At 64.7% G+C, this 19,056-nt stretch carries 13 protein-coding genes; 10 read left to right on the top strand and 3 right to left on the bottom strand.

Translation table 11 applies throughout. From position 1 onward, the window contains the following. Positions 1-191: 191 nt before the first annotated feature. Positions 192-2,711, top strand: a complete 2,520-nt coding sequence (locus tag FHS69_RS11860) for a glycoside hydrolase family 3 protein (RefSeq protein ID WP_208380331.1) — start codon at positions 192-194, stop codon at positions 2,709-2,711. 26 nt (positions 2,712-2,737) lie between these two features. On the opposite strand, the gene FHS69_RS11855 is transcribed toward FHS69_RS11860, so the two are convergent. Both FHS69_RS11855 and FHS69_RS11850 read right to left on the bottom strand, forming a co-directional pair. Next, the gene (locus FHS69_RS11855; protein WP_166777854.1) at positions 2,738-3,931 is read right to left on the bottom strand and encodes an MFS transporter; all 1,194 of its coding nucleotides are present in this window, start codon (positions 3,929-3,931) and stop codon (positions 2,738-2,740) included. Positions 3,932-3,969: 38 nt separating this feature from the next. Next, positions 3,970-5,244 carry a sugar MFS transporter gene (locus tag FHS69_RS11850; protein ID WP_166777943.1) on the bottom strand — a complete coding sequence of 425 codons (1,275 nt, stop codon included), beginning with the start codon at positions 5,242-5,244 and terminating at the stop codon, positions 3,970-3,972. Positions 5,245-5,548: 304 nt separating this feature from the next. Between FHS69_RS11850 and FHS69_RS11845 the strand changes: the two genes are divergently transcribed. The 3 genes from FHS69_RS11845 (at position 5,549) to FHS69_RS11835 (ending at position 11,025) form a co-directional block, all read left to right on the top strand. Beyond that, complete coding sequence (locus FHS69_RS11845; RefSeq protein WP_166777853.1) at positions 5,549-7,351, top strand: flavin-containing monooxygenase; 1,803 nt, start codon at positions 5,549-5,551, stop codon at positions 7,349-7,351. 100 nt (positions 7,352-7,451) lie between these two features. Beyond that, positions 7,452-9,242, top strand: coding sequence for a DUF885 domain-containing protein (locus FHS69_RS11840; RefSeq protein ID WP_166777852.1), 1,791 nt, complete (start codon positions 7,452-7,454; stop codon positions 9,240-9,242). 4 nt (positions 9,243-9,246) lie between these two features. Continuing rightward, complete coding sequence (locus FHS69_RS11835) at positions 9,247-11,025, top strand: DUF885 domain-containing protein (protein WP_166777851.1); 1,779 nt, start codon at positions 9,247-9,249, stop codon at positions 11,023-11,025. Positions 11,026-11,098: 73 nt separating this feature from the next. Here FHS69_RS11835 and FHS69_RS11830 read toward each other — a convergent pair whose 3' ends face one another. Further along, entirely contained in the window at positions 11,099-13,153 is a 2,055-nt protein-coding gene (locus FHS69_RS11830; RefSeq protein WP_166777850.1) for a S9 family peptidase, read from the bottom strand. A gap of 312 nt (positions 13,154-13,465) precedes the next feature. Between FHS69_RS11830 and thiC the strand changes: the two genes are divergently transcribed. The 6 genes from thiC to FHS69_RS11800 all read left to right on the top strand — a co-directional run bounded on the left by thiC (position 13,466) and on the right by FHS69_RS11800 (position 18,788). Continuing rightward, entirely contained in the window at positions 13,466-15,355 is a 1,890-nt protein-coding gene (thiC, locus tag FHS69_RS11825; RefSeq protein WP_166777849.1) for a phosphomethylpyrimidine synthase ThiC, read from the top strand. Between the two features lie 82 nt (positions 15,356-15,437). Next, a complete protein-coding gene (locus tag FHS69_RS11820) occupies positions 15,438-15,923 on the top strand; it encodes a Rid family hydrolase (RefSeq protein ID WP_166777848.1) in 486 nt (161 codons plus the stop codon). A 276-nt stretch (positions 15,924-16,199) separates the two neighbouring features. Next, positions 16,200-17,099: a three-Cys-motif partner protein TcmP gene (gene tcmP, locus FHS69_RS11815; protein ID WP_166777847.1), complete on the top strand. Its 900-nt coding sequence runs from the start codon at positions 16,200-16,202 to the stop codon at positions 17,097-17,099. Next, positions 17,099-17,857: a DUF5131 family protein gene (locus tag FHS69_RS11810; RefSeq protein WP_166777846.1), complete on the top strand. Its 759-nt coding sequence runs from the start codon at positions 17,099-17,101 to the stop codon at positions 17,855-17,857. The genes tcmP and FHS69_RS11810 overlap by 1 nt, the downstream gene beginning before the upstream one ends. 197 nt (positions 17,858-18,054) lie before the next feature. Continuing rightward, positions 18,055-18,282, top strand: a complete 228-nt coding sequence (locus FHS69_RS11805; RefSeq protein ID WP_063506674.1) for an AbrB/MazE/SpoVT family DNA-binding domain-containing protein — start codon at positions 18,055-18,057, stop codon at positions 18,280-18,282. A 119-nt stretch (positions 18,283-18,401) separates the two neighbouring features. Next, positions 18,402-18,788 (top strand): type II toxin-antitoxin system death-on-curing family toxin, encoded by a 387-nt coding sequence (locus tag FHS69_RS11800; RefSeq protein WP_166777845.1) that lies wholly within the window; start codon positions 18,402-18,404, stop codon positions 18,786-18,788. Positions 18,789-19,056: the final 268 nt, after the last annotated feature.

The following is a 19,056-nucleotide window of genomic DNA, read 5'->3' as shown; positions in this document are numbered from 1 at the left end:
TACTGGTTGCATATTTTTGTCAACGTTGTCAAACAATGCCGCACATTTGCTGCGAAACAGCCTGTTTCCGCGACATTTATGTCAAGGTTGTCAGGAAAAGGTGGTCGAAACCGAAACACGGGCGACCGAATGGGATGGGGTTTATGCTTTCCAGATTGCTAGTTCTGACCGCCTCGCCGGTCGCCTTGATCATGGCCGCGCAACCGGCGCTTGCTCAAACGCCGCAGCCCGATACGGTCGCGGCTGCCGATGCGCCGGGCGACATGCCCGTCGAAGCGCGCGTTCATCCCGAACAATGGCCCGAGATCGCCTTCCCGCGCGTGCTCACCGAAGCGGGCGAGGCGCGCGTCCAGGCGATCCTCGCGCGCATGACGGTAGAACAGAAGGTGGGTCAGATCATCCAGGCCGACATCGCCAGCGTCACGCCCGAGGATGTGCGCCGTTACCGCCTCGGCTCGGTCCTCAACGGGGGCAATTCGGGGCCGGGCGGCGACGATCTGGCTCCGGCGGAGAAATGGCTCGAACTGGCCGACGCGTTCTACGATGCCTCGATGGGTGTCGTGGTGGGCGAGCCCGCGATCCCGATCGTGTGGGGCACCGATGCGGTGCACGGCCACAGCAATATCATTGGCGCCACGATCTTTCCGCACAATGTCGGACTGGGAGCGACGCGCGATCCCGAACTGATCGAACGCATCGGACAGGTCACCGCGGTCGAGATCCGGGTCACCGGGCAGGAATGGACCTTCGCGCCTACCGTGGCCGTCCCGCAGGATTATCGCTGGGGACGGGCCTACGAAGGCTATTCCTCCGATCCTTCGCTGGTCGCCGCCTATGTCGGCAGCATGATCCGCGGCCTCCAGGGGGCACCCTCGACCAGCCCGATCCTCGCCGGCCCGCACGTCGCCGCGAGTACCAAGCATTATCTCGCCGACGGCGGGACCACCGATGGCCGGGACCAGGGCGATGCGGCGATCTCCGAACTCGAGCTGCGGCTGATCCACGGCGCACCCTATATCCCGGCGATCGAGAACGGCGTCGCCACGATCATGACCAGCTTCTCGAGCTGGAACGGGGTCAAGCTGTCCGCGCATCGCGGGCTGGTGACCGACGTGCTCAAGGGCCGGATGAATTTCGACGGCATGGTGATCACCGACTGGAATGCGCACGGCCAGGTCGCCGGGTGCAGCAACGCCAGTTGCCCCCGGGCGGTCGATGCGGGGATCGACATGTTCATGGCACCCGACAGCTGGCGCATGTTCTACGACAGCACGCTGGCACAGGTCCGCGACGGCACGATCGCGATGGACCGGCTCGACGACGCGGTTGCGCGCGTGTTGCGGCTGAAGGAACGGCTCGGCCTGTTCGAAATGGGCAAACCGTCACAGCGCGCGCTGTCGGGCGAGTATGATCTGCTCGGGGCGCCCGATCATCGCGCGGTCGCGCGCGAGGCGGTGCGCAAGTCGATGGTGCTGCTCAAGAACACCGGCGTGCTGCCCTTGCAGCCGGGCAGCCGCATCCTCGTCGCGGGCGATGCGGCGAACGACATCGCGCGCCAGTCGGGTGGCTGGACGCTGAGCTGGCAGGGCACCGGGCTCGAAAACGACCTTTTCCCCGGGGCCACCTCGCTCTGGTCGGGGATCGAACAGGCCGCAACGGCCACCGGCGGCAGCGCCCAGCTTTCGGAAGACGGCACGTTCACGCAGCGGCCCGATGCCGCGATCGTGATCTTTGGCGAAACCCCCTATGCGGAGTTTCAGGGGGACATCGCCACGCTGCAATTGCGCCCCGAACTGCGCGGACCGATCGCCACCATGCGGCGGCTCAAGGAACAGGGCATACCGGTCGTCGCGGTGATGATCACCGGCCGTCCGCTCTATGTAAACGAGGCGCTCAACACCGCCGATGCATTCGTCGCTGCCTGGCTCCCCGGATCGGAAGGCGCGGGAGTCGCCGACATGCTGTTTGCAGGTGCGGACGGCGCACCGGCATTCGAATTCCAGGGACTGCTGCCGACTGCCTGGCCGGCGACTGCACGGCATGGCGGGGCGACGCTGTTCCCTTTCGGTTACGGCATGCGCTATGCCGATGGACCGGCGGCGTGGACACCGCTTCCCGAAGACAGCGGCGTCACCGACGATGGCGGCGATAGCGGCGTGTTCTTCGAACGCGGCGTCCCGGCATCGTCGTGGTCGCTGACGGTGTCGCAGGCGGATGGCACCAACGCGCTGCGCGTAACCACTGTCCCCGCCGAAGCGCTCGACGGGCGCGTCCGGGTTGCGGCGACCGATCACGGCGTACAGGAGGGCGCACGCAGCTTCGCGGTCGATGCGCATGCGCAAGGCGCGGCGATCGAACTGTCGACCTTCGACCCGATCGATCTCAGCCGCGAGACCAATGGCGACATGCTCTTGCTCACCACCGTGCGGCGCGACGCGCCGATCGCCCGCACCTTGTCCATGGCGGTGAGTTGCGACAGCGCACCATGCGGCGAGGCGGTGCCGGTTCGCGAATTAGGCGCGCTGGCGCTGGGCGAATGGCAGACCGTCGGCGTGCTGCTCAAATGCTTCCGCGCAACCGGCGCCGACATGACGCGCATCACTGCGCCGTTCCGGATCGCAACCGATGGCGCAGCGGAAATCAGCATTGCCCGCGTGGCCTTGGGCAGTCTGTCCGAAGCCGACGTGATTGCCGATTGCCCGACCGGTTAGGCCAGAGAGCGCTCAGGCTCGGGCGCTCAGGGCCACGCAGGGTCTTCGCGCACCGCGAGGATCGCCAGCGCACCGGCCACGGTCAGCGCAGCGAAGGCGAGCAGCACGTTGGTGAAATCGTCGGGCGTCGCCAGCCGCCAGACCAGCAGCGTCCCGATCATCGCGGGTAGCGTGTTGGCCAGATTGACGAGGCCGAGATCGCGCCCGCGCCGGTCGGGCCGCGGGAGCAATTGCATGGCGAAGGTCGCGTTCAGGCTCAGGAACACCGCGGACCCCGCCGAGAACAGGCAGAAGGCCGCCGCGCCCTGCCATGGCGTCTTGGCAAGCGCCATGCCCGCCAGCCCGACCGCGCCCACCAGCGCTGCCGCGCATTGGAAGGGCTTCCGCGTGCTGAGGCGGTCGGACCAGCGCCCGGCGATCAGCGCCACGGGCAGCGGGATCAGATAGGACAGCATCAAGACGCTGCCGACCCAGGCGGCGGTGTCGCGACCACCGGGGCGCAACGTATGGAAATAATAGAGCAGGTACAGACCCAGCGTCGCGCAGGCGAGCTGGACCAGCAACCGCGCGAGCGAGGCGATCACGATATCGCGGCGCGGCCAGCTTGTGGCGGCGTCGATATCGCCCCTTGCCGGATCCGCCCTCAGCGCCAGCAGCGGCAGCATTAGCGCAACCGCTGCGACCGGCACCAGCAGGAACCGGACGTTTTCGCCCAGTCCGGCATATCCCATCAGCAGCACCGAGAAACCGGCCGCCACCGGATTGCCCAGCGCCAGCAAGCCGCCGGCCATGCCCTTGCGCTGCGTGGGCACCTCTTCGGCAATGATCGCGAACAGCGGACCGAGCACAGCGTTGATCGCCGCCTGTGCCAGCACCACCGCGCCCACCAGCTCCACCGGCGTGCGCGCGAATGCCATGGCCGGATAGGACGCTGCCAGTGCGACCAGCCCGGTAATTACCCAACGCCGCCGCCCGCCGCCACGCGCCACCGACACATCGCTGAGCCAGCCGAACACGATATTGGCAAGGCTCGCCGCCATTCCCCCCGCCAGCACTGCCGCGGTCAGCAGGTCGATCTTGGCGAGATGCGCCAGCGCCTCCACCCGCATCGGCAGCAGCAGCGTTATAAGCGGCAGATAGGCGACCACCCCGCCGGCATGCGCAAGCCCGACCGCGAGCAGCAGCGGCGCCGTGCGCGGGCGAGGCGGGGCATGGTCCATCGCGTGACAGTCTTGCCCCGCGCCGGGGCGCAAGGCAATCAGGCGGTCGCGGGGCGCCTCGCGTAGAGGCCGAAGACGGCGATCACGGCGTAGCAGGCGGCGGGAAGCACCAGCGAGAAGGCGAGGCTCCCGCTCATATCGGCAAGCGCGCCCGTGGCGACCGGGATCACCGCGCCACCGAAGATCGCAACATTGATTATCCCCGAACCGTCGGCCGCACGGCTGCCTAGACGCTCGCAGGCGAGCGAGAAGATGGTCGGGAACATGATCGAGTTCATCAGGCCGATCGCCAGCAGGCTATAGGCGGCCAGCGTGCCGCTGCTGTTGGTCGACAGCGCGATCAGCGCAATCGCGCCCACGGCCACTGCGGCGAGGATCTTGCCCGGGCTGACCATCCGCAACAGCGCGGAGCCGATGAACCGGCCCACCATCGCGCCGCCCCAGTAGAGGCTGACCATCCAGCCGATGACGTTCTCGGGTTCGCCCAGCACGTCGTCGAGCATCAGGTAGTTGATCACGACCGAGCCGATCGCGACCTCGGCGCCGACATAGAGGAAGATGCACAGCGCGCCGAAGCCGAAGCGCGGGCGCTTGAGCAGGTCGAAACCGGCGAGCCCGCTCGAGGCCTCGTGCTTCTCGCCCTGCAGCCGGTTGCGGAACAGCCAGACCGCGCCCGCGACCACGGTGATCGCCACTGCGAGGCCGAGATAGGTCTTCACGATCATCGCCGATTCCGCAGTGCGATAGGCGGCCAGTGCGGCGCCTTCGAAATCCTCCGCCGAAACATCGGCCAGCTTGCCGAGGATCAGTCCCGCGCCGACCAGCGGGAAGACGAAAGTGCCGAAAGAATTGAATGCCTGCGCGAAGGTCAGCCGGCTGTGCGCGGTCTTCTGCGGCCCCAACAGGCTGATCAGCGGGTTCGCCACCACCTGCACGATCACCACCCCGCTGGCGAGGATGAACAGCGCGAGCAGGAACAGCGCATAGGTGGCGGTGGTGCTTGCCGGGATGAACAGCAGGCAGCCCGCGGTCATCGTCATCAGGCCGGCCACGGCGCCGCGCATGTAGCCGATCTTCTTGACCAGCTTGGCCCCCGGAATGCCGATTACCAAATAGGCGGTGAAGAAGCAGAACTGCACCAGCATCGCCTGGGTGTAGTTGAGCGTGAACAGCTCTTTCAGCTTGGGAATGAGGATATCGTTGAGGCTGGTGATCCCGCCGAAGATGAAGAACAGCGCAAACACGAAGGGCGGCAGGCTGGGCGCGTGGACATGGCCTTCGCCTTCCGCGGGCAGCGGGTCGCTCGATGAAATTTCCGTCGCCGCATCCGCGGCGGGTCCCGTCGCTGTCACCACTTGTGTCTCTCCCAATCCATGCCCGCGGACAGGTGTTGCGACCCGGGCATCCCGCGCGAAGCGGTACGAGACGCGCCGCGCATTGTCAACGTTGTCAGAACGGCTCCCCGCTTGTGCAGGGAGGAGCGCAGACTAGCCGGTCGCGAGGGCGAGGCAATATCCCGCGCGCACTTGCCCACCGGGCGATGCCCTTGCAGCGGCACCGGTCGCGCGACATGATGGAAAGGTTGCGAATCGAGACTGGCGCGACGGGGAGAGGGACATGGCTAAGGCAGGGACCGCTGCGGCGATCGATACGGAGGCGCTGCGGCGCAAATATGCCGAGGAACGCGACAAGCGCCTGCGCGCGGACGGTGCGGCGCAATATGTCCGGCTCGAAAGCGGGTTCTCCGATCTCGCCGCCGATCCCTACACTCCGCGGCAAGAACGCGAGCCGGTCACCTATCACGTTACCTTCGCCTTTATCGGGGGCGGCTTCGCCGGGCTGGTGGTGGGGGCGCGGTTGAAAGAAGCCGGGATCACAGACTATCGCGTGGTCGAGAAAGGCGGCGATTTCGGCGGCACCTGGTACTGGAACCGCTATCCCGGCGCGCAATGCGACACCGCGAGCATGATCTACATGCCGCTGCTCGAGGAAACCGGGCACATGCCGAGTGAGAAATACGCGCATGCCCCCGAAATCCGCGACCATTGCAGCCGCATCGGCCGGCAATACGATCTCTATGACAATGCGCTGTTCCACACGCAGGTGACCGATCTCGCATGGGACGAGGCGCGCCAGCTGTGGATCGTGCGCACCGATCGCGGGGACGCGTTCACCGCCAAATATGTCGGCATGGGCACCGGCCCGTTGCATGTCGCCAAGCTGCCCGGCCTGCCCGGGATCGAGCTGTTCGAAGGCAAGAGCTTCCACACCAGTCGGTGGGACTATGGCTATACCGGCGGCACGCCCGAAGGCGAACCGATGACCGGGCTGGCGGACAAGCGCGTGGCGGTGATCGGCACCGGCGCGACCGCGGTGCAGGTGGTGCCCAATGTCGCGCGCGATGCACAGGAACTCTACGTTTTCCAGCGCACGCCGTCCTCGGTCGACGAGCGCAACAACCGCCCGCTGGAGCGCGACTGGTTCGACAGCGTCACCGGTCCCGGCTGGCAGAAGACGTGGCAGGAAAATTTCGTCGCCAATCTCGGCGTTGGCTTCCCGGCAGAAGATCTGGTCGACGATGGCTGGACCGATCTCGGCAAGCGCATCCGTGCGCAGGTGATCGACATGCCGCCCGAACAGCGCACCCCCGAAGGCATCATGACCGCCTTCGAGGATGCCGATAACCAGAAGATGAGCGAGATCCGCGCACGCGCCGAGCAAATCGTCGGCGGCGAGGCGGGCGAAAAGCTCAAGGCGTGGTATCGCCAATTGTGCAAGCGACCCTGCTTCCATGACGAATATCTGCAGGCCTTCACCCGGCCCAGCACGCATCTGGTCGATACCGATGGCAAGGGTGTCGAGCGGATCACCTCCCGCGGAGTCGTCGCCAACGGCAAGGAGTACGAGGTCGATTGCATCGTCTATGCCTCGGGTTTCGAGGTCGGCACCGGCTTCACCGAGCGCGCGGGCTACGATGTCACCGGGCGCGGCGGCCGGAAGCTGTCCGAATACTGGGCGGACGGGATGCGCAGCTTCCACGGGCTGCATGTCAACGGCTTCCCCAACATGTTCTTCGTCCAGCAGAACCAGGCGGCGGCGTTCATCGCCAATTACCCGCACAATCTGGTCGATCACGCCGAAACCGTTGCCTGCGTCGTGTGCCATGCCGAAGAAAAGGGCTACGCGACGGTCGAACCCAGCGAAGAGGCCGAGCAGCAATGGCTCGACTTCCTGCTCACCGGCCCCGCCGCGCGGCTTGGCAGCACCGAATGCACGCCGGGCTATTACAACAATGAGGGGCAGGGCTACGGCGAGCAGGAACGCTTCGCGCTTGGCCATCCCGCGGGTCCGCTCGGCTATTTCGGACATATCGACCAATGGCGCAAAGCGGGGACCTTCAGCGGGCTCGATTTCGCCTGACCCCTTTGGCGGTACGCCGGGAAACGCTTTGTCGATAGGGCTTTGCTGCGCTCCGGCAGCCCGCTAGCCTCGTGCCAAGGAATCGAGGAGAGGATCACGCATGACTGTCACTTTCACCCGGCTCGCCTCGGCGCTGGCCATGGCCACCGCGCTTGCCGCCGCACCCGCTGCGGGCGCGCAGGACCATTCGAGGCACGACGCGCAAGTATCGGCCGCCGAACAGGCTTCGCACCGGCTGCATGCGCTGTTCGAACGGAGCGAGGCCGAAATGCTCGACCGCAATCCGGTAGCGGCCTTCTTCCGCGGCGATTTCAGCGATGCCGACCGGATCGGCGACTATTCGTCCGCCAGCTACGCCGCCGACCGCGCCGCGGCCGAAGAATACCTTGCCGAGCTCGCGACGATCGACCGCGAGAGCCTGGGCGAGACCGATCGCATTGCCTACGACGTGTTCGAATACACGCAGCAGCGCACGCTGGCACAGACCGCGCCCGACGTGCTGCCCACCGTACTCGCGCTGCCGATCGACCATTTCCGCGGGCTGCATGTTTTCTATCCGCGGCTGTCGGCCCCCGGCGCGCTGATGCCGTTCGACACGGTCGAGGACTATCGCAACAATTTCGCGCGGCATCGCGAATTCGCGCAGATCGTCGACCAGGCGATCGAGCGATTCCGTACCGGGGCGGCGCAGGGGATCACGCTGCCGCGCATGTCGGTCGAACTGATGATCGAACAGCTCGACCTGCAGACGGGCACCGCGGTCGAGAAAAGTCCCTATTGGGCACCCGTTGCCAATTTCCCCGACGGCTTTACCGCGACCGAACGCGAACGCCTGCTGGGCGAACACCGCGCTGTGCTTACGGGCACGTTGATGCCCGCACTGCAGAAGCTGCGCGATTTTCTCGCCAGCGAGTATCTCGAACAGTCGCGCACCAGCATCGCGGCGACCGACAATCCCGGGGGCGATGCCTATTATTCCTACCGGATCGAGGAAAACACCACGCTGCCGCTGACCGCGCAGCAGATCCACGAGACCGGGCTGGCCGAAGTCGCGCGGATCAATGCGGCGATCGACGCCGCCGAAGCCGAGGCCGATGGCCGCACGGGCGAAACCTATACCAGCAAGGCCGATCTGCAGGCGGCATGGTACGAAGTGGCCGAACAGGTCGATCCGCTGATGGACCGGGTGTTCCTGCGCCAGCCCAAGACCGAACTGCGGATCGAACCCTACGAACCTTATCGCGAGAAGTTCAGCCTCGCCGCCAGCTATTCGGCGGGCAAGGCCGACGGCACGCGGCCGGGCACCTTCTATTTCAGCGGCTACAATGTCGCCGAACGGCAGCTCGGCACTTCGGTTTCGCTCTACATGCACGAAGGCAATCCGGGGCATCACTTCCAGTCGATGTTCGCGATCGAGAACGAGGACCTGCCCGAGTTCATGCGCTACGGCGGCTTTACTGCCTTCAGCGAAGGCTGGGGCCTCTATGCCGAGAGCCTCGGTTACGAGCTCGGCCTCTATGACGACCCGGTCGAACGGCTGAAGGCGCTCGAAGGCGGCGAAATGCTGCGCGCGGTGCGGCTGGTGGTCGATACCGGCATGCATGCGCTGGGCTGGAGCCGCGAGAAGGCGATCGAATATATGGTCGCCAATGGCGCGGCGCGCGATTTCGCCGAGGCGGAAAGCGCACGCTATATCGTGATGCCCGCGCAGGCGCTGGCCTACAAGACGGGCGAATTGAAGATCAAACAGTTGCGCGCGCGCGCCGAGGCCGCGCTGGGCGATGCATTCGATGTCCGCGCCTTCCACGAACAGGTGCTCGACACGGGCGACATCCCGCTGCCGGTGCTCGAAGCCAAGATCGACGCCTGGATCGCGGGCGGGGGGCAGTAAGCGCATGATCATGAAGCACACCTTCCTGCAACTCGCCTCGGCGCTGGCAATCGCTGGCGCCGCGGTGGCGGCCCCGGCAGCGCAGGCCTGCGATCGGATCGAAACCGCGCACAGCGACAGCCAGCGTCTGCGCACGCTGATGGCCGAAAGCGACGCTGCTTTCCTCGACCGCAACCCGCGCGCGGCGTTCTATCGCGGCGACTTTTCCAATGCGGGCAGCCTCGGCGATTTCTCTCCCGCGGCCTATGAGGTCGAGCGCGCGGCGGCGATGTGCGATATTGCCGCGCTGGCGACGATCGACCGCGCGGCGCTCTCCGCGAGCGAGAAGATCGCTTACGACACCTTTCGCTATTCGCAGGAACGCACGCTCGCCAAGACCGAACCCGAAGTGCTCAAGACCGTGCTCGCGCTGCCGCTCGACCATTTCCAGGGTATCCAGGGATCCTATCCGGGGCTCTCCGCGCCCGGCGGCGTGATGCCTTTCGCAACGCCAGAAGACTATGCGAACAATGTCGCCCGGCACGCAGCCTATGCGCAGATGGTGGAAGACGTGATCGCGCGCTTCGATACCGGGCTCGAGCAGGGCATCACCCTGCCGAAGCTCACCGTCGAACTGATGATCGAGCAGCTCGACACGCAGCTTGCCGCGCCGGAGGACAGCAATCCCTATTACGCGCCGCTGCGTGAATTGCCCGACAGCTTCACCGAAGCCGAAAAAGGACAGGCGCGCGCGGCGCTGGTTTCGGCGGTCGAGGGCACGCTTAATCCCGCGATCCGGCGTCTGCGCGCCTATCTGGCGGACATCTATCTGCCGCAGGCGCGCTCCACCATCGGGGCCACCGAAACCCCGGGCGGCGACGCCTATTACGCCTATCGCATCGCGGAAATGACCACGCTGCCGCTGACCGCGGAGGAGGTGCATCGGCTGGGCCTGTCGGAAGTCGAGCGCATCAATGAGGCGCGGCGGCAGGCGATTGCCGAGCGCGGCGACCGCCGTCCGCCGGTCTACAAGACCAAGGAAGGGCTGCAGCAGGCCTGGTACGAGGTCGGGCGCAAGGTTGATGCGAAGATCGGCCCGCTGTTTCTGCGCCAGCCCGAAACCGAGCTGCGGATCGAACCTTACGAGCCCTATCGCGAGCAGTTCTTCCTCGCCGCGTCCTACCAGCCGGGCAAGGCGGACGGATCGCGCCCGGGCACCTTCTATTTCAGCGGGTGGAACGCGGCTGAACGCGAACTGAGCACTTCGATCCGGCTGTACATGCACGAAGGCAATCCGGGCCATCACTTCCAGGTCATGTTCGCGGTCGAGGACGAAAGCCTGCCCGATTTGCTGCGCCACGGCTGGTTCACCGCCTATGGCGAGGGCTGGGCGCTCTATGCCGAAAGCCTCGGTTACGAGCTCGGCCTGTATGACGACCCGGTCGACCGGCTGCAGGCGCTGGAAGACGGAGAACTGAAGCGCGCGGTGCGGCTGGTGGTCGATACCGGCATGCATGCGCTCGGCTGGACCCGCGAGCAGGCGGTCGAATACATGGTCGAGAACGGCAATCCGCGCGATTATTCGGAGAATGAAATTGCCCGATACATCGCGATGCCGGGGCAGGCGCTGGGCTACAAGATCGGCGAATTGAAGATCAAGGAACTGCGCGCGCGCGCCGAAGCGGCGCTGGGCGAGGATTTCGATATCCGCCACTTCCACGAACAGGTGCTCGACAGCGGCAATATCCCGCTCACCGTGCTCGAAGCCAAGATCGACGCCTGGATCGCGGCAGGCGACGGCTAACCACTGTTCCCAACGCATGAAAAAGGGGCCGCGCGATCGACTGTCGCGCGGCCCCTTTTCTGCGTCCCGGGGATCAGTCCTCGCTGGAGGTTCCCGTCGTCCCGGCGGGCAGTTCCGGACGCTCGGCCGGCAGCGGCGCATCGCGGTCACCCGTCTTCAGATAGGTGTCGAACCAGCGCATCATGCGCAAATTGTAATCGTAGCGCGCGGCAGCCTTGCGGTTGCCGTGCCCTTCGCCGGGATAGAACACCAGACGCACCGGGACATCGGGCTTGCGGATCTTCATCGCACGATACAGCTCGAGGCTCTGGCCCGGGTCGACACGCGTGTCTTCCTCGCCATGCATGATCAGCAGCGGGGTGCTGGCCTTGTCGACATGGAAGATCGGCGAGACTTCGAGCATCGCCATCCAGTCGTCCCACGGCCATTTGCCGCTGTGCACATTGTACATCTCGTAAGGGATGTCGCCCGTGCCGAATTTGCTGACCTGGTTCGAAATGCCGACGAACATCACGCCCGCCGCGAATTCCTCGCTCCAGCGGGTCGATGACCATGCGGTCGCATAGCCGCCGTAGGAGCCGCCGGTGACGCCGGTGCGGTCGGCATCGGCGATCCCTTCGGCGACCAGCGCGTGCTTGGCGTCGACCAGGTCGGTGAACTCGGGATCGGTGTAATTGCCCGTGTGCTGCTTGGAAAACGCGGTGCCATAGCCGGTCGAACCGCGATAGTTGGGCAGGAACACCGCATAGCCCTGGCCCGCGGCGACCTGGCCGGGCTTGGAATAGGCGGTCTGCCAGCCATTGCTGTCATGCGCTTCCGGCCCGCCGTGTACGTTGAGGATCAGCGGGGCGCCACCGCGCGGTGCGCCGCCGACCGGCTCGATCAGCACGCCCTCGACTTCCTGCCCGTCGCGCGCGGTATAGGTGAAGGCGCGCTGCTTGCCGAAGTCGATTTCGGACAGCCAGGCATTGTGCTGTGTCCAGCGGTGGAAGGCGCCGTCTTTCCAGACGAACAGTTCGCCCGGGTGCTGCGGGCTGTTGGCCTCGACCGCCAGCGTACCGCCGCCCGCTTCGACGCCAGTGAGGATCAGCGCGCCGCCGTCATGTTCTTCCGCGACCGAACCGTCGGCATTGTAGATCCGCAGCGCGCTCTGTGCGCCCTTGTGGATCACCGCGGCAAGCCGTCCGTCGGCAAGCCATTCGGCATCGACCGCCGCTTCGAGCGCACCCGCATTGAGCGCACGGTAGCTGCCGCTCGCCACGTCGACCAGATGCAGCGTGGTGTCCGCCGGGTCGTTCATGTCGACGCCCGCGATCATCGACAGCTGCGTGCCGTCGGGCGAGATCTCGATATCGCCCAGCTTGCCCGGCGTTTCGACCACGCGCAGCACCTTGCCGTTCGTGAGGTCGATCACATGCGCGCGCTTGGAGGTATAGGCATCGTCGATCTGCGGCGTGGGCGCGCTGTCGACGACCGCGTGGCGGCCGTCGGGCGCGACGCGGAAGGCGCTGACATAGCCGGGGATCGCGACTGTCTTGGGCTCGGCATCGACCTCGGTGCCGACACGCGCGGAGAACAGCCGCGTCAGCTTGGCCTCTTCCTCGTAGACGACCGAATTGAACCCGGCCTTGGCCTGCTTCGTGCGGGCCTTGTCTTCCTCGGCGCCGGCCAGCATCCAGATCGTGCTGCCGTCGGGCGACCAGGCGTAGGAGCGCACCGCCGCGCCCTCGACCGCGGCCAGCTTGCGCTGCGCGCCGCCATCGACGGGGATGCCCCAGACCGCGGTCTTCTCGTCCCCGTCGGCCCAGGTGAAGGTGACCATCCGGCCATCGGGCGAGAAGGTCACGCCCGACACGCTGATGTCGTCGGGCAGGAAGTCACGCGCATTGTTCGGGCCATAGGCAAGCTTGAGCTGCTGCTGCGTGGTCCCGTTCTCCTCGCCCTCGGTCACGTCGGGCAGGCTGGCGGTGGTGTAGGCGATGCGGCTGCCGTCGGGCGAGACGGCAATGGCGCCCACGGCTTCGAGCTTGGCGACGTCTTCGGGCGTCATCGGGCGGGCCTGTGCCTGCGCGGCGAGCGAGGCGGTGGCGAGCAGGGCGGCGGCGGTCAGCGGCGCGCGAAATGTCATGCGGTGAAGTCCTCTCGTGGAAATTACTGGCGCCGCTATAGCGCCGCCGCGCGCGAGGGCAAACCGCGCCGCCCGGCGTCCGCGCGTACGGTCCCGCGCACCCTCAAGGCACCGCTCGACAGGCGCGGCGCGAGCGCCTACAACGCCGCCATCCCCGGGGAGCCAGCGAGTCCGCAAGGGCAGTGGCTGAGAGGTGGGCATCGCACCCCACGACCCGTCGAACCTGAACCGATTAGCATCGGCGGAGGGAGTGGACCGGGCTGCCATTGCCGTGCCCGAAGTCCGCGCTCCGCCTTCGAGGAGAGACTTCGCATGGCCGACATCAACAGCAAATTCGACATCGGCGTCACCACCGGCCCGATCCGCGGCAGCCGCAAGGTCCATGTCGGCGCCAAGAGCGGCAGCGGCGTGCGCGTCGCCATGCGCGAGATCGATCTCGAGGGCGGCGAACCCAGCGTGCGCGTCTACGACACCTCCGGCCCCTACACCGATCCCGATGCCACGATCGACATCCGCGCCGGCCTCGAACAGAAACGCCGCGAATGGATCATGGCGCGCGGCGATGTCGAGGAATACACCGCGCGCGAGGTAAAGCCCGAGGATAACGGCCAGCTCGGCCCCGACCGGTCGGGCGGCGTCCCCGGCTTTCCCAATGTCGCGAAGAAGGTGCTGCGCGCGCGTGCCGGCATGAACGTCAGCCAGATGCACTACGCGAGGCAGGGCATCATCACGCCCGAGATGGAATATGTCGCCGAGCGCGAGAACCTCGGCCGCGAACAGGTGCGCCGCGAACTCGACGGCAATTCGTGGGGCGCGGCGATCCCCGAATATGTCACCCCCGAATTCGTGCGTGACGAGATCGCCCGCGGCCGCGCGATCATTCCCAACAACATCAACCACCCCGAAACCGAACCGATGGCGATCGGGCGCAACTTCCTCGTCAAGATCAACGCCAATATCGGCAACTCCGCCGTGGCCAGCGACGTGGCGAGCGAGGTCGACAAGATGGTCTGGTCGATCCGCTGGGGCGCGGACACGGTGATGGACCTCTCCACGGGCCGCAACATCCACGACACACGCGAATGGATCATCCGCAACAGCCCCGTCCCCATCGGCACCGTGCCGATCTACCAGGCGCTGGAAAAGGTCGGCGGCATTGCCGAGGACCTGACCTGGGAAATCTTCCGCGACACGCTGATCGAACAGGCCGAACAGGGTGTCGACTATTTCACCATCCACGCCGGCGTGCGGCTGCCCTATGTCCCGATGACCGCCAAGCGCGTCACCGGCATCGTCAGCCGCGGCGGCTCGATCATGGCGAAATGGTGCCTCGCGCATCACAAGGAGAGCTTCCTCTACGAGCGCTTCGACGAGATCACCGAGATCATGAAGGCCTATGACATCGCCTACAGCCTCGGCGACGGCCTGCGCCCCGGCAGTATCGCCGACGCGAACGACGAAGCGCAATTCGCCGAGCTCTACACGCTGGGCGAGCTCACCAAGCGCGCCTGGGAGCAGGACGTGCAGGTGATGATCGAAGGCCCCGGCCACGTGCCGATGCACAAGATCAAGGAGAACATGGACAAGCAGCTCGAGGCCTGCGGCGAAGCGCCGTTCTACACGCTCGGGCCGCTCGTCACCGATATCGCGCCGGGATACGATCACATCACCAGCGGCATCGGCGCGGCGCAGATCGGCTGGTACGGCACCGCCATGCTCTGCTACGTCACGCCCAAGGAACACCTCGGCCTGCCCGACCGCGACGATGTGAAGGTGGGCGTGGTGACCTACAAGCTCGCCGCGCACGCCGCCGACCTTGCGAAGGGCCACCCGGCCGCCAAGGTCCGCGACGACGCGCTATCAAAGGCGCGCTTCGAATTCCGCTGGCGCGACCAGTTCAACCTGTCGCTCGACCCCGAAACCGCCGAGCAATATCACGACCAGACGCTCCCCGCCGAAGGCGCCAAGACCGCGCATTTCTGCTCGATGTGCGGCCCCAAGTTCTGCTCGATGAAGATCACGCAGGAAGTGCGCGACTTCGCCGCGAAGCAGAACTCGGACAGCTACCTGGCGAGCGAGAACATCAAGCGCGAGACCTCAGCCGCAGAGGCCGAGGAAGCGCGTGAGGGGATGGAAAAGATGAGCGAGGTTTACCGCGAGAAGGGCGAGCGGTTGTATCTGCCCGAGGGGGAGGCCGACTGACCGGGCCTGTCCGCCTCCGGGCTTGCTAGATCGCGCGCGCTAACGCAGTCTCCCTTTCTTTATCGGAAAGGGGGGAATTACGATGCGGACCGGATTGAACATCGCCGCGGGGCTCACACTGGCAGCGCTGGCGGCGACCGGCGCGGGTGCGCGCGAGGCGCCGCCCAAGCAGGTGCTGATGCCCGAGGATGCGGGCGCGCGCGCCTTCCAGGAGGAGGTCGGCTATTCCGAAGCGGTCATCCATGGCGACACCATCTACCTTTCGGGCGTGGTCGCGGGCCCGCTGGAAGGCGAGGAGGGGATGGAGCCCGCCTTTACCCGCGTGTTCGATCATCTGACCCGCACGCTCGAACGGCTGGGCGCGACATGGGACGACGTGCTGGTGTTCGATACCTTCCACCAGGGGCCGATGGGCCCGCAGCTCGACGCGCTGGTGCCGGTCAAGAACCGCTACATTAAGGCCCCCTTTCCCGCCTGGACCGCGGTGGGCGTCACCGAGCTGTACGAGCCGACCGCGCTGGTCGAGATCCGGCTAACCGTGCGGAATCCGGCCGCGGGCGAGGAGTAACGCGAAATTTCGGGCGGCTGCTTCTGCGCGGTGATGGCCGCGCAAGAAGTGCGGGAATTCGCCTTGAAGCATAACTCGGACAGCGATCTCACGAGCGAAAACATCAAGCGCGGGACCTCTCCGCAAGAGGTTGAGGAAGCGGAGAAGGGCATGGAGTAGATGAGCGAGGTTCACCGCGAGAAGGGCACGAAATTGTATCTGCCGGAGGGGTGAGAGCTTGCATCATCCCATATTCCCACTAGAGTTCTTATTATGTTCTCTGGAGGGAGTTCAGGTATGTCAGCGCAGGCTTTCGGTGATACTCACACGGTTCAGAAGTTGGATGTCGTGCAACGTTACTTGCAGACATATGCCACGGCACTCAAATTTCAGCCTTTTGATCTGATCTATATCGATGCGTGCGCTGGATCTGGTTCATCCGTGCCGAAGTCAGCATTTAAAGAAGAAGAGGCGTTTCGGCAGACCGAATTTGAGGGCTTAGTAAGTCCTGTTGCCGATACGGATGAATTAATCGTCGGCTCGGCTGTCCGCGCGCTTGGTGTGAATCCACCCTTCGCTAAGTACCTTTTCAATGACTCGAAAAAGGCGAACGTCGACGCTTTAAAGAAAACCGTTAAGGATCAATATCCTTACCTGATCGATCGAATCGGTTTCAGCCGTCTGGATGCGAATGAAATGCTGCGAAGCATCTGCTCCAAGTATGACTGGACGAAAACAAGAGCCGTCGTATTCCTAGATCCGTTTGGGCTTCAGATTGATTACGAAACCCTTCAAATTTTGGCGAGTACCCAAGCAGTTGATGTTTGGTATCTTGTCCCGGTTTTTGCCATGTACCGACAAGTCTCAGGGTCGGGAGAAATCAACCCTGATGGTGGCCCCCGCGTAGACTCGGCTCTCGGCACTTCTACTTGGCGAGACGTCGCGGTAGTGGAGGAAGAGGAGTTGGGTGGACTCTTTGATCAGCCGCAACTGAAGCCGAAAAGAGCTGTCGACGTTGCTTGGTTTGAGGCGGTCGCTAAAGAACGAATAGGTGCGGCTTTCGGAGGTCGCATACTTGACGAGACGCTGCCACTTGGGCGCAATGGAATACAGGAGTTCTCTCTGATGTTCGCTTGGGCTAATCCTCGTGAAAAGGCGAAGTTGGCCGCCAAGTTGGCAAAAGCGGTTCTCGTCTGATGGCTGGGACCTCCGATATTGAGTGGACTGATGTCACATGGAATCCGGTCGCCGGGTGCTCGCTTGCGTCAAGTGGGTGCACCAACTGTTACGCGATGAGGATGGCGGCTCGCCTTCAAGCGATGGGTCATCATAAGTATGCAGGCACGACCCGAAAAAGCGGTGGCCGCTATGTGTGGACTGGCCGAGTAAACACCGACGAGAGCAGTCTGTCTGCTCCATTGGAGTGGCGCAAACCCAAACGAATTTTCGTGAACTCGATGTCGGATTTGTTCCATCCCGACGTTCCTGACGCCTTCATTCGGCGTGTTTGGGAAACGATGATAGAATGTCCACAGCATCATTTCCAGATTTTGACTAAGCGACCTGGCCGGATGGCCGAATTGTTCGCGTCAGGATTGATCCAAGCCGAAACGCACATTTGGATTGGAACGTCCGTCGAGAGCAATGAAGTCGCAGATCGTGTAAGACACCTAGCAGCCATCAAAAAAGCGACTTTGTTCATTTCATTCGAGCCGCTGATCGGTGAAATTAAAGACATCAATCTCAAAGGGATTCACTGGGCTATCGTAGGCGGGGAATCGGGTCCTCGCGCACGGCCTATGGAAGAGGCTTGGGTCGAACGACTTCTCGAAATTTGCCGTCGCGATGATGTGGCGTTTTTCTTTAAACAATGGGGTGGTCGAAACAAGAAAGCGGCAGGTCGAGAACTGCACGGTCAAACTTTTGACGAATATCCTCTCGAGTTGGAAGTCTAGCCCGTCGGACCCAGATTCTCGACCAACGCCCTGAGTTCGCTTGGTGTGGTGTGGCCGGTGACGATCTCGCGATAGCTGATACCCGCCTTGCGCCTTTGCTGTCCTATCGCTCCGCTACTTGAGGACGGGCGTCCTTCTTCACCGCATCGCGTGCGGCGGTGCTTGTCGCGCGCCGTCTTCCGCGTTATAACACCCGTATGAACAAGCCGCTCAAGATCACTAAAATCGGCAACTCGGCCGGGATCGTCCTGCCCAAGGAGGTGCTGGCGCGGCTGCGGGTCGGGCCGGGGGACCAGCTCTATCTGTCCGAGGCGCCCGACGGGGTGCGGCTGTCGGCGGTCGATCCGGATTTTGCCGCCAAGATGGAAGCGGCCGAGGCGATCATGCGCGAGGATCGCGATATCTTGCGCGAACTGGCCAAGTGATGGCCACAGGCTTCCCCTCCTTTTCAAAGGAGGGGATCGAGGGGTGGTTGCGATGCGACAGCATCGTGCTGGGCAGCCACCACCCCCAAACCCCCTCCTCTGAAGAAGAGGGGGCTTAGATGGCCCGCACCGAACCCGAATGGCTCTCGCTCGACATTGCGCTCGCGGTTCATGACCGGCAGCTTGCCGAACATGGCGGGCCGACCGGGGTGCGCGACCAGGGTATGCTCGAGAGCGCGCTGGCAAGGCCGCTCAACCAGTGGACTTACGGTGAAGACGATCTGTGCGCGCTCGCCGCTGCCTATGCCTATGGCATCGCGCGCAACCATCCCTTTGCCGATGGCAACAAGCGCACCGCATGGGTGTTCGCGCGCCTGTTCCTGATGCTGAACGGGCAGACACTCTCGTTTACGCCGAGAATGGCTATCGACGTGGTGCTGGCTCTCGCCGAAGGAGAGCTGAGCGAGGAAGAACTGGCCGACTGGTTCCGCCGGCACCTCGCCTGAGACCTTTCCTACTCCGCGCAAACCTGTCTTGCTGCAGGCCATGCCCGCGCTCCGTCCTCTCGCGAAACCGCTCCGCCACGCCTCCGCGCGCAGGCCCGGACTTTTTTCGCGATGGACCGTGGTCCATGCGGTCCATGTGATGGGACTGGCAGGGGGCAAATCCTGCAATCGTCCTACACGCCGCCTAGCCGCGTGCGCGCTTCACCGGCACTCGGGCCAGCGCCTGCAGCCATTCCGCAATTCCGGGGTCGGTACACTTGGCCTCACG

The organism is Qipengyuania flava, from assembly GCF_011762005.1.
GTDB lineage: Bacteria > Pseudomonadota > Alphaproteobacteria > Sphingomonadales > Sphingomonadaceae > Qipengyuania > Qipengyuania flava.
Note: the sequence above shows the minus strand (reverse complement) of the source record. Positions and strands in the feature narration are given on the sequence as shown.

Coding starts and splice junctions, on each gene's coding strand:
- FHS69_RS11820 (WP_166777848.1), top strand. CDS start 15,438: ATGCGGACCGGATTGAACATCGCCGCGGGGCTCACACTGGCAGCGCTG.
- FHS69_RS11810 (WP_166777846.1), top strand. CDS start 17,099: ATGGCTGGGACCTCCGATATTGAGTGGACTGATGTCACATGGAATCCG.
- tcmP (WP_166777847.1), top strand. CDS start 16,200: ATGTCAGCGCAGGCTTTCGGTGATACTCACACGGTTCAGAAGTTGGAT.
- FHS69_RS11840 (WP_166777852.1), top strand. CDS start 7,452: ATGACTGTCACTTTCACCCGGCTCGCCTCGGCGCTGGCCATGGCCACC.
- FHS69_RS11830 (WP_166777850.1), bottom strand. CDS start 13,153: ATGACATTTCGCGCGCCGCTGACCGCCGCCGCCCTGCTCGCCACCGCC.
- FHS69_RS11835 (WP_166777851.1), top strand. CDS start 9,247: ATGATCATGAAGCACACCTTCCTGCAACTCGCCTCGGCGCTGGCAATC.
- FHS69_RS11860 (WP_208380331.1), top strand. CDS start 192: ATGGCCGCGCAACCGGCGCTTGCTCAAACGCCGCAGCCCGATACGGTC.
- FHS69_RS11800 (WP_166777845.1), top strand. CDS start 18,402: ATGGCCCGCACCGAACCCGAATGGCTCTCGCTCGACATTGCGCTCGCG.
- FHS69_RS11855 (WP_166777854.1), bottom strand. CDS start 3,931: ATGGACCATGCCCCGCCTCGCCCGCGCACGGCGCCGCTGCTGCTCGCG.
- FHS69_RS11845 (WP_166777853.1), top strand. CDS start 5,549: ATGGCTAAGGCAGGGACCGCTGCGGCGATCGATACGGAGGCGCTGCGG.
- thiC (WP_166777849.1), top strand. CDS start 13,466: ATGGCCGACATCAACAGCAAATTCGACATCGGCGTCACCACCGGCCCG.
- FHS69_RS11805 (WP_063506674.1), top strand. CDS start 18,055: ATGAACAAGCCGCTCAAGATCACTAAAATCGGCAACTCGGCCGGGATC.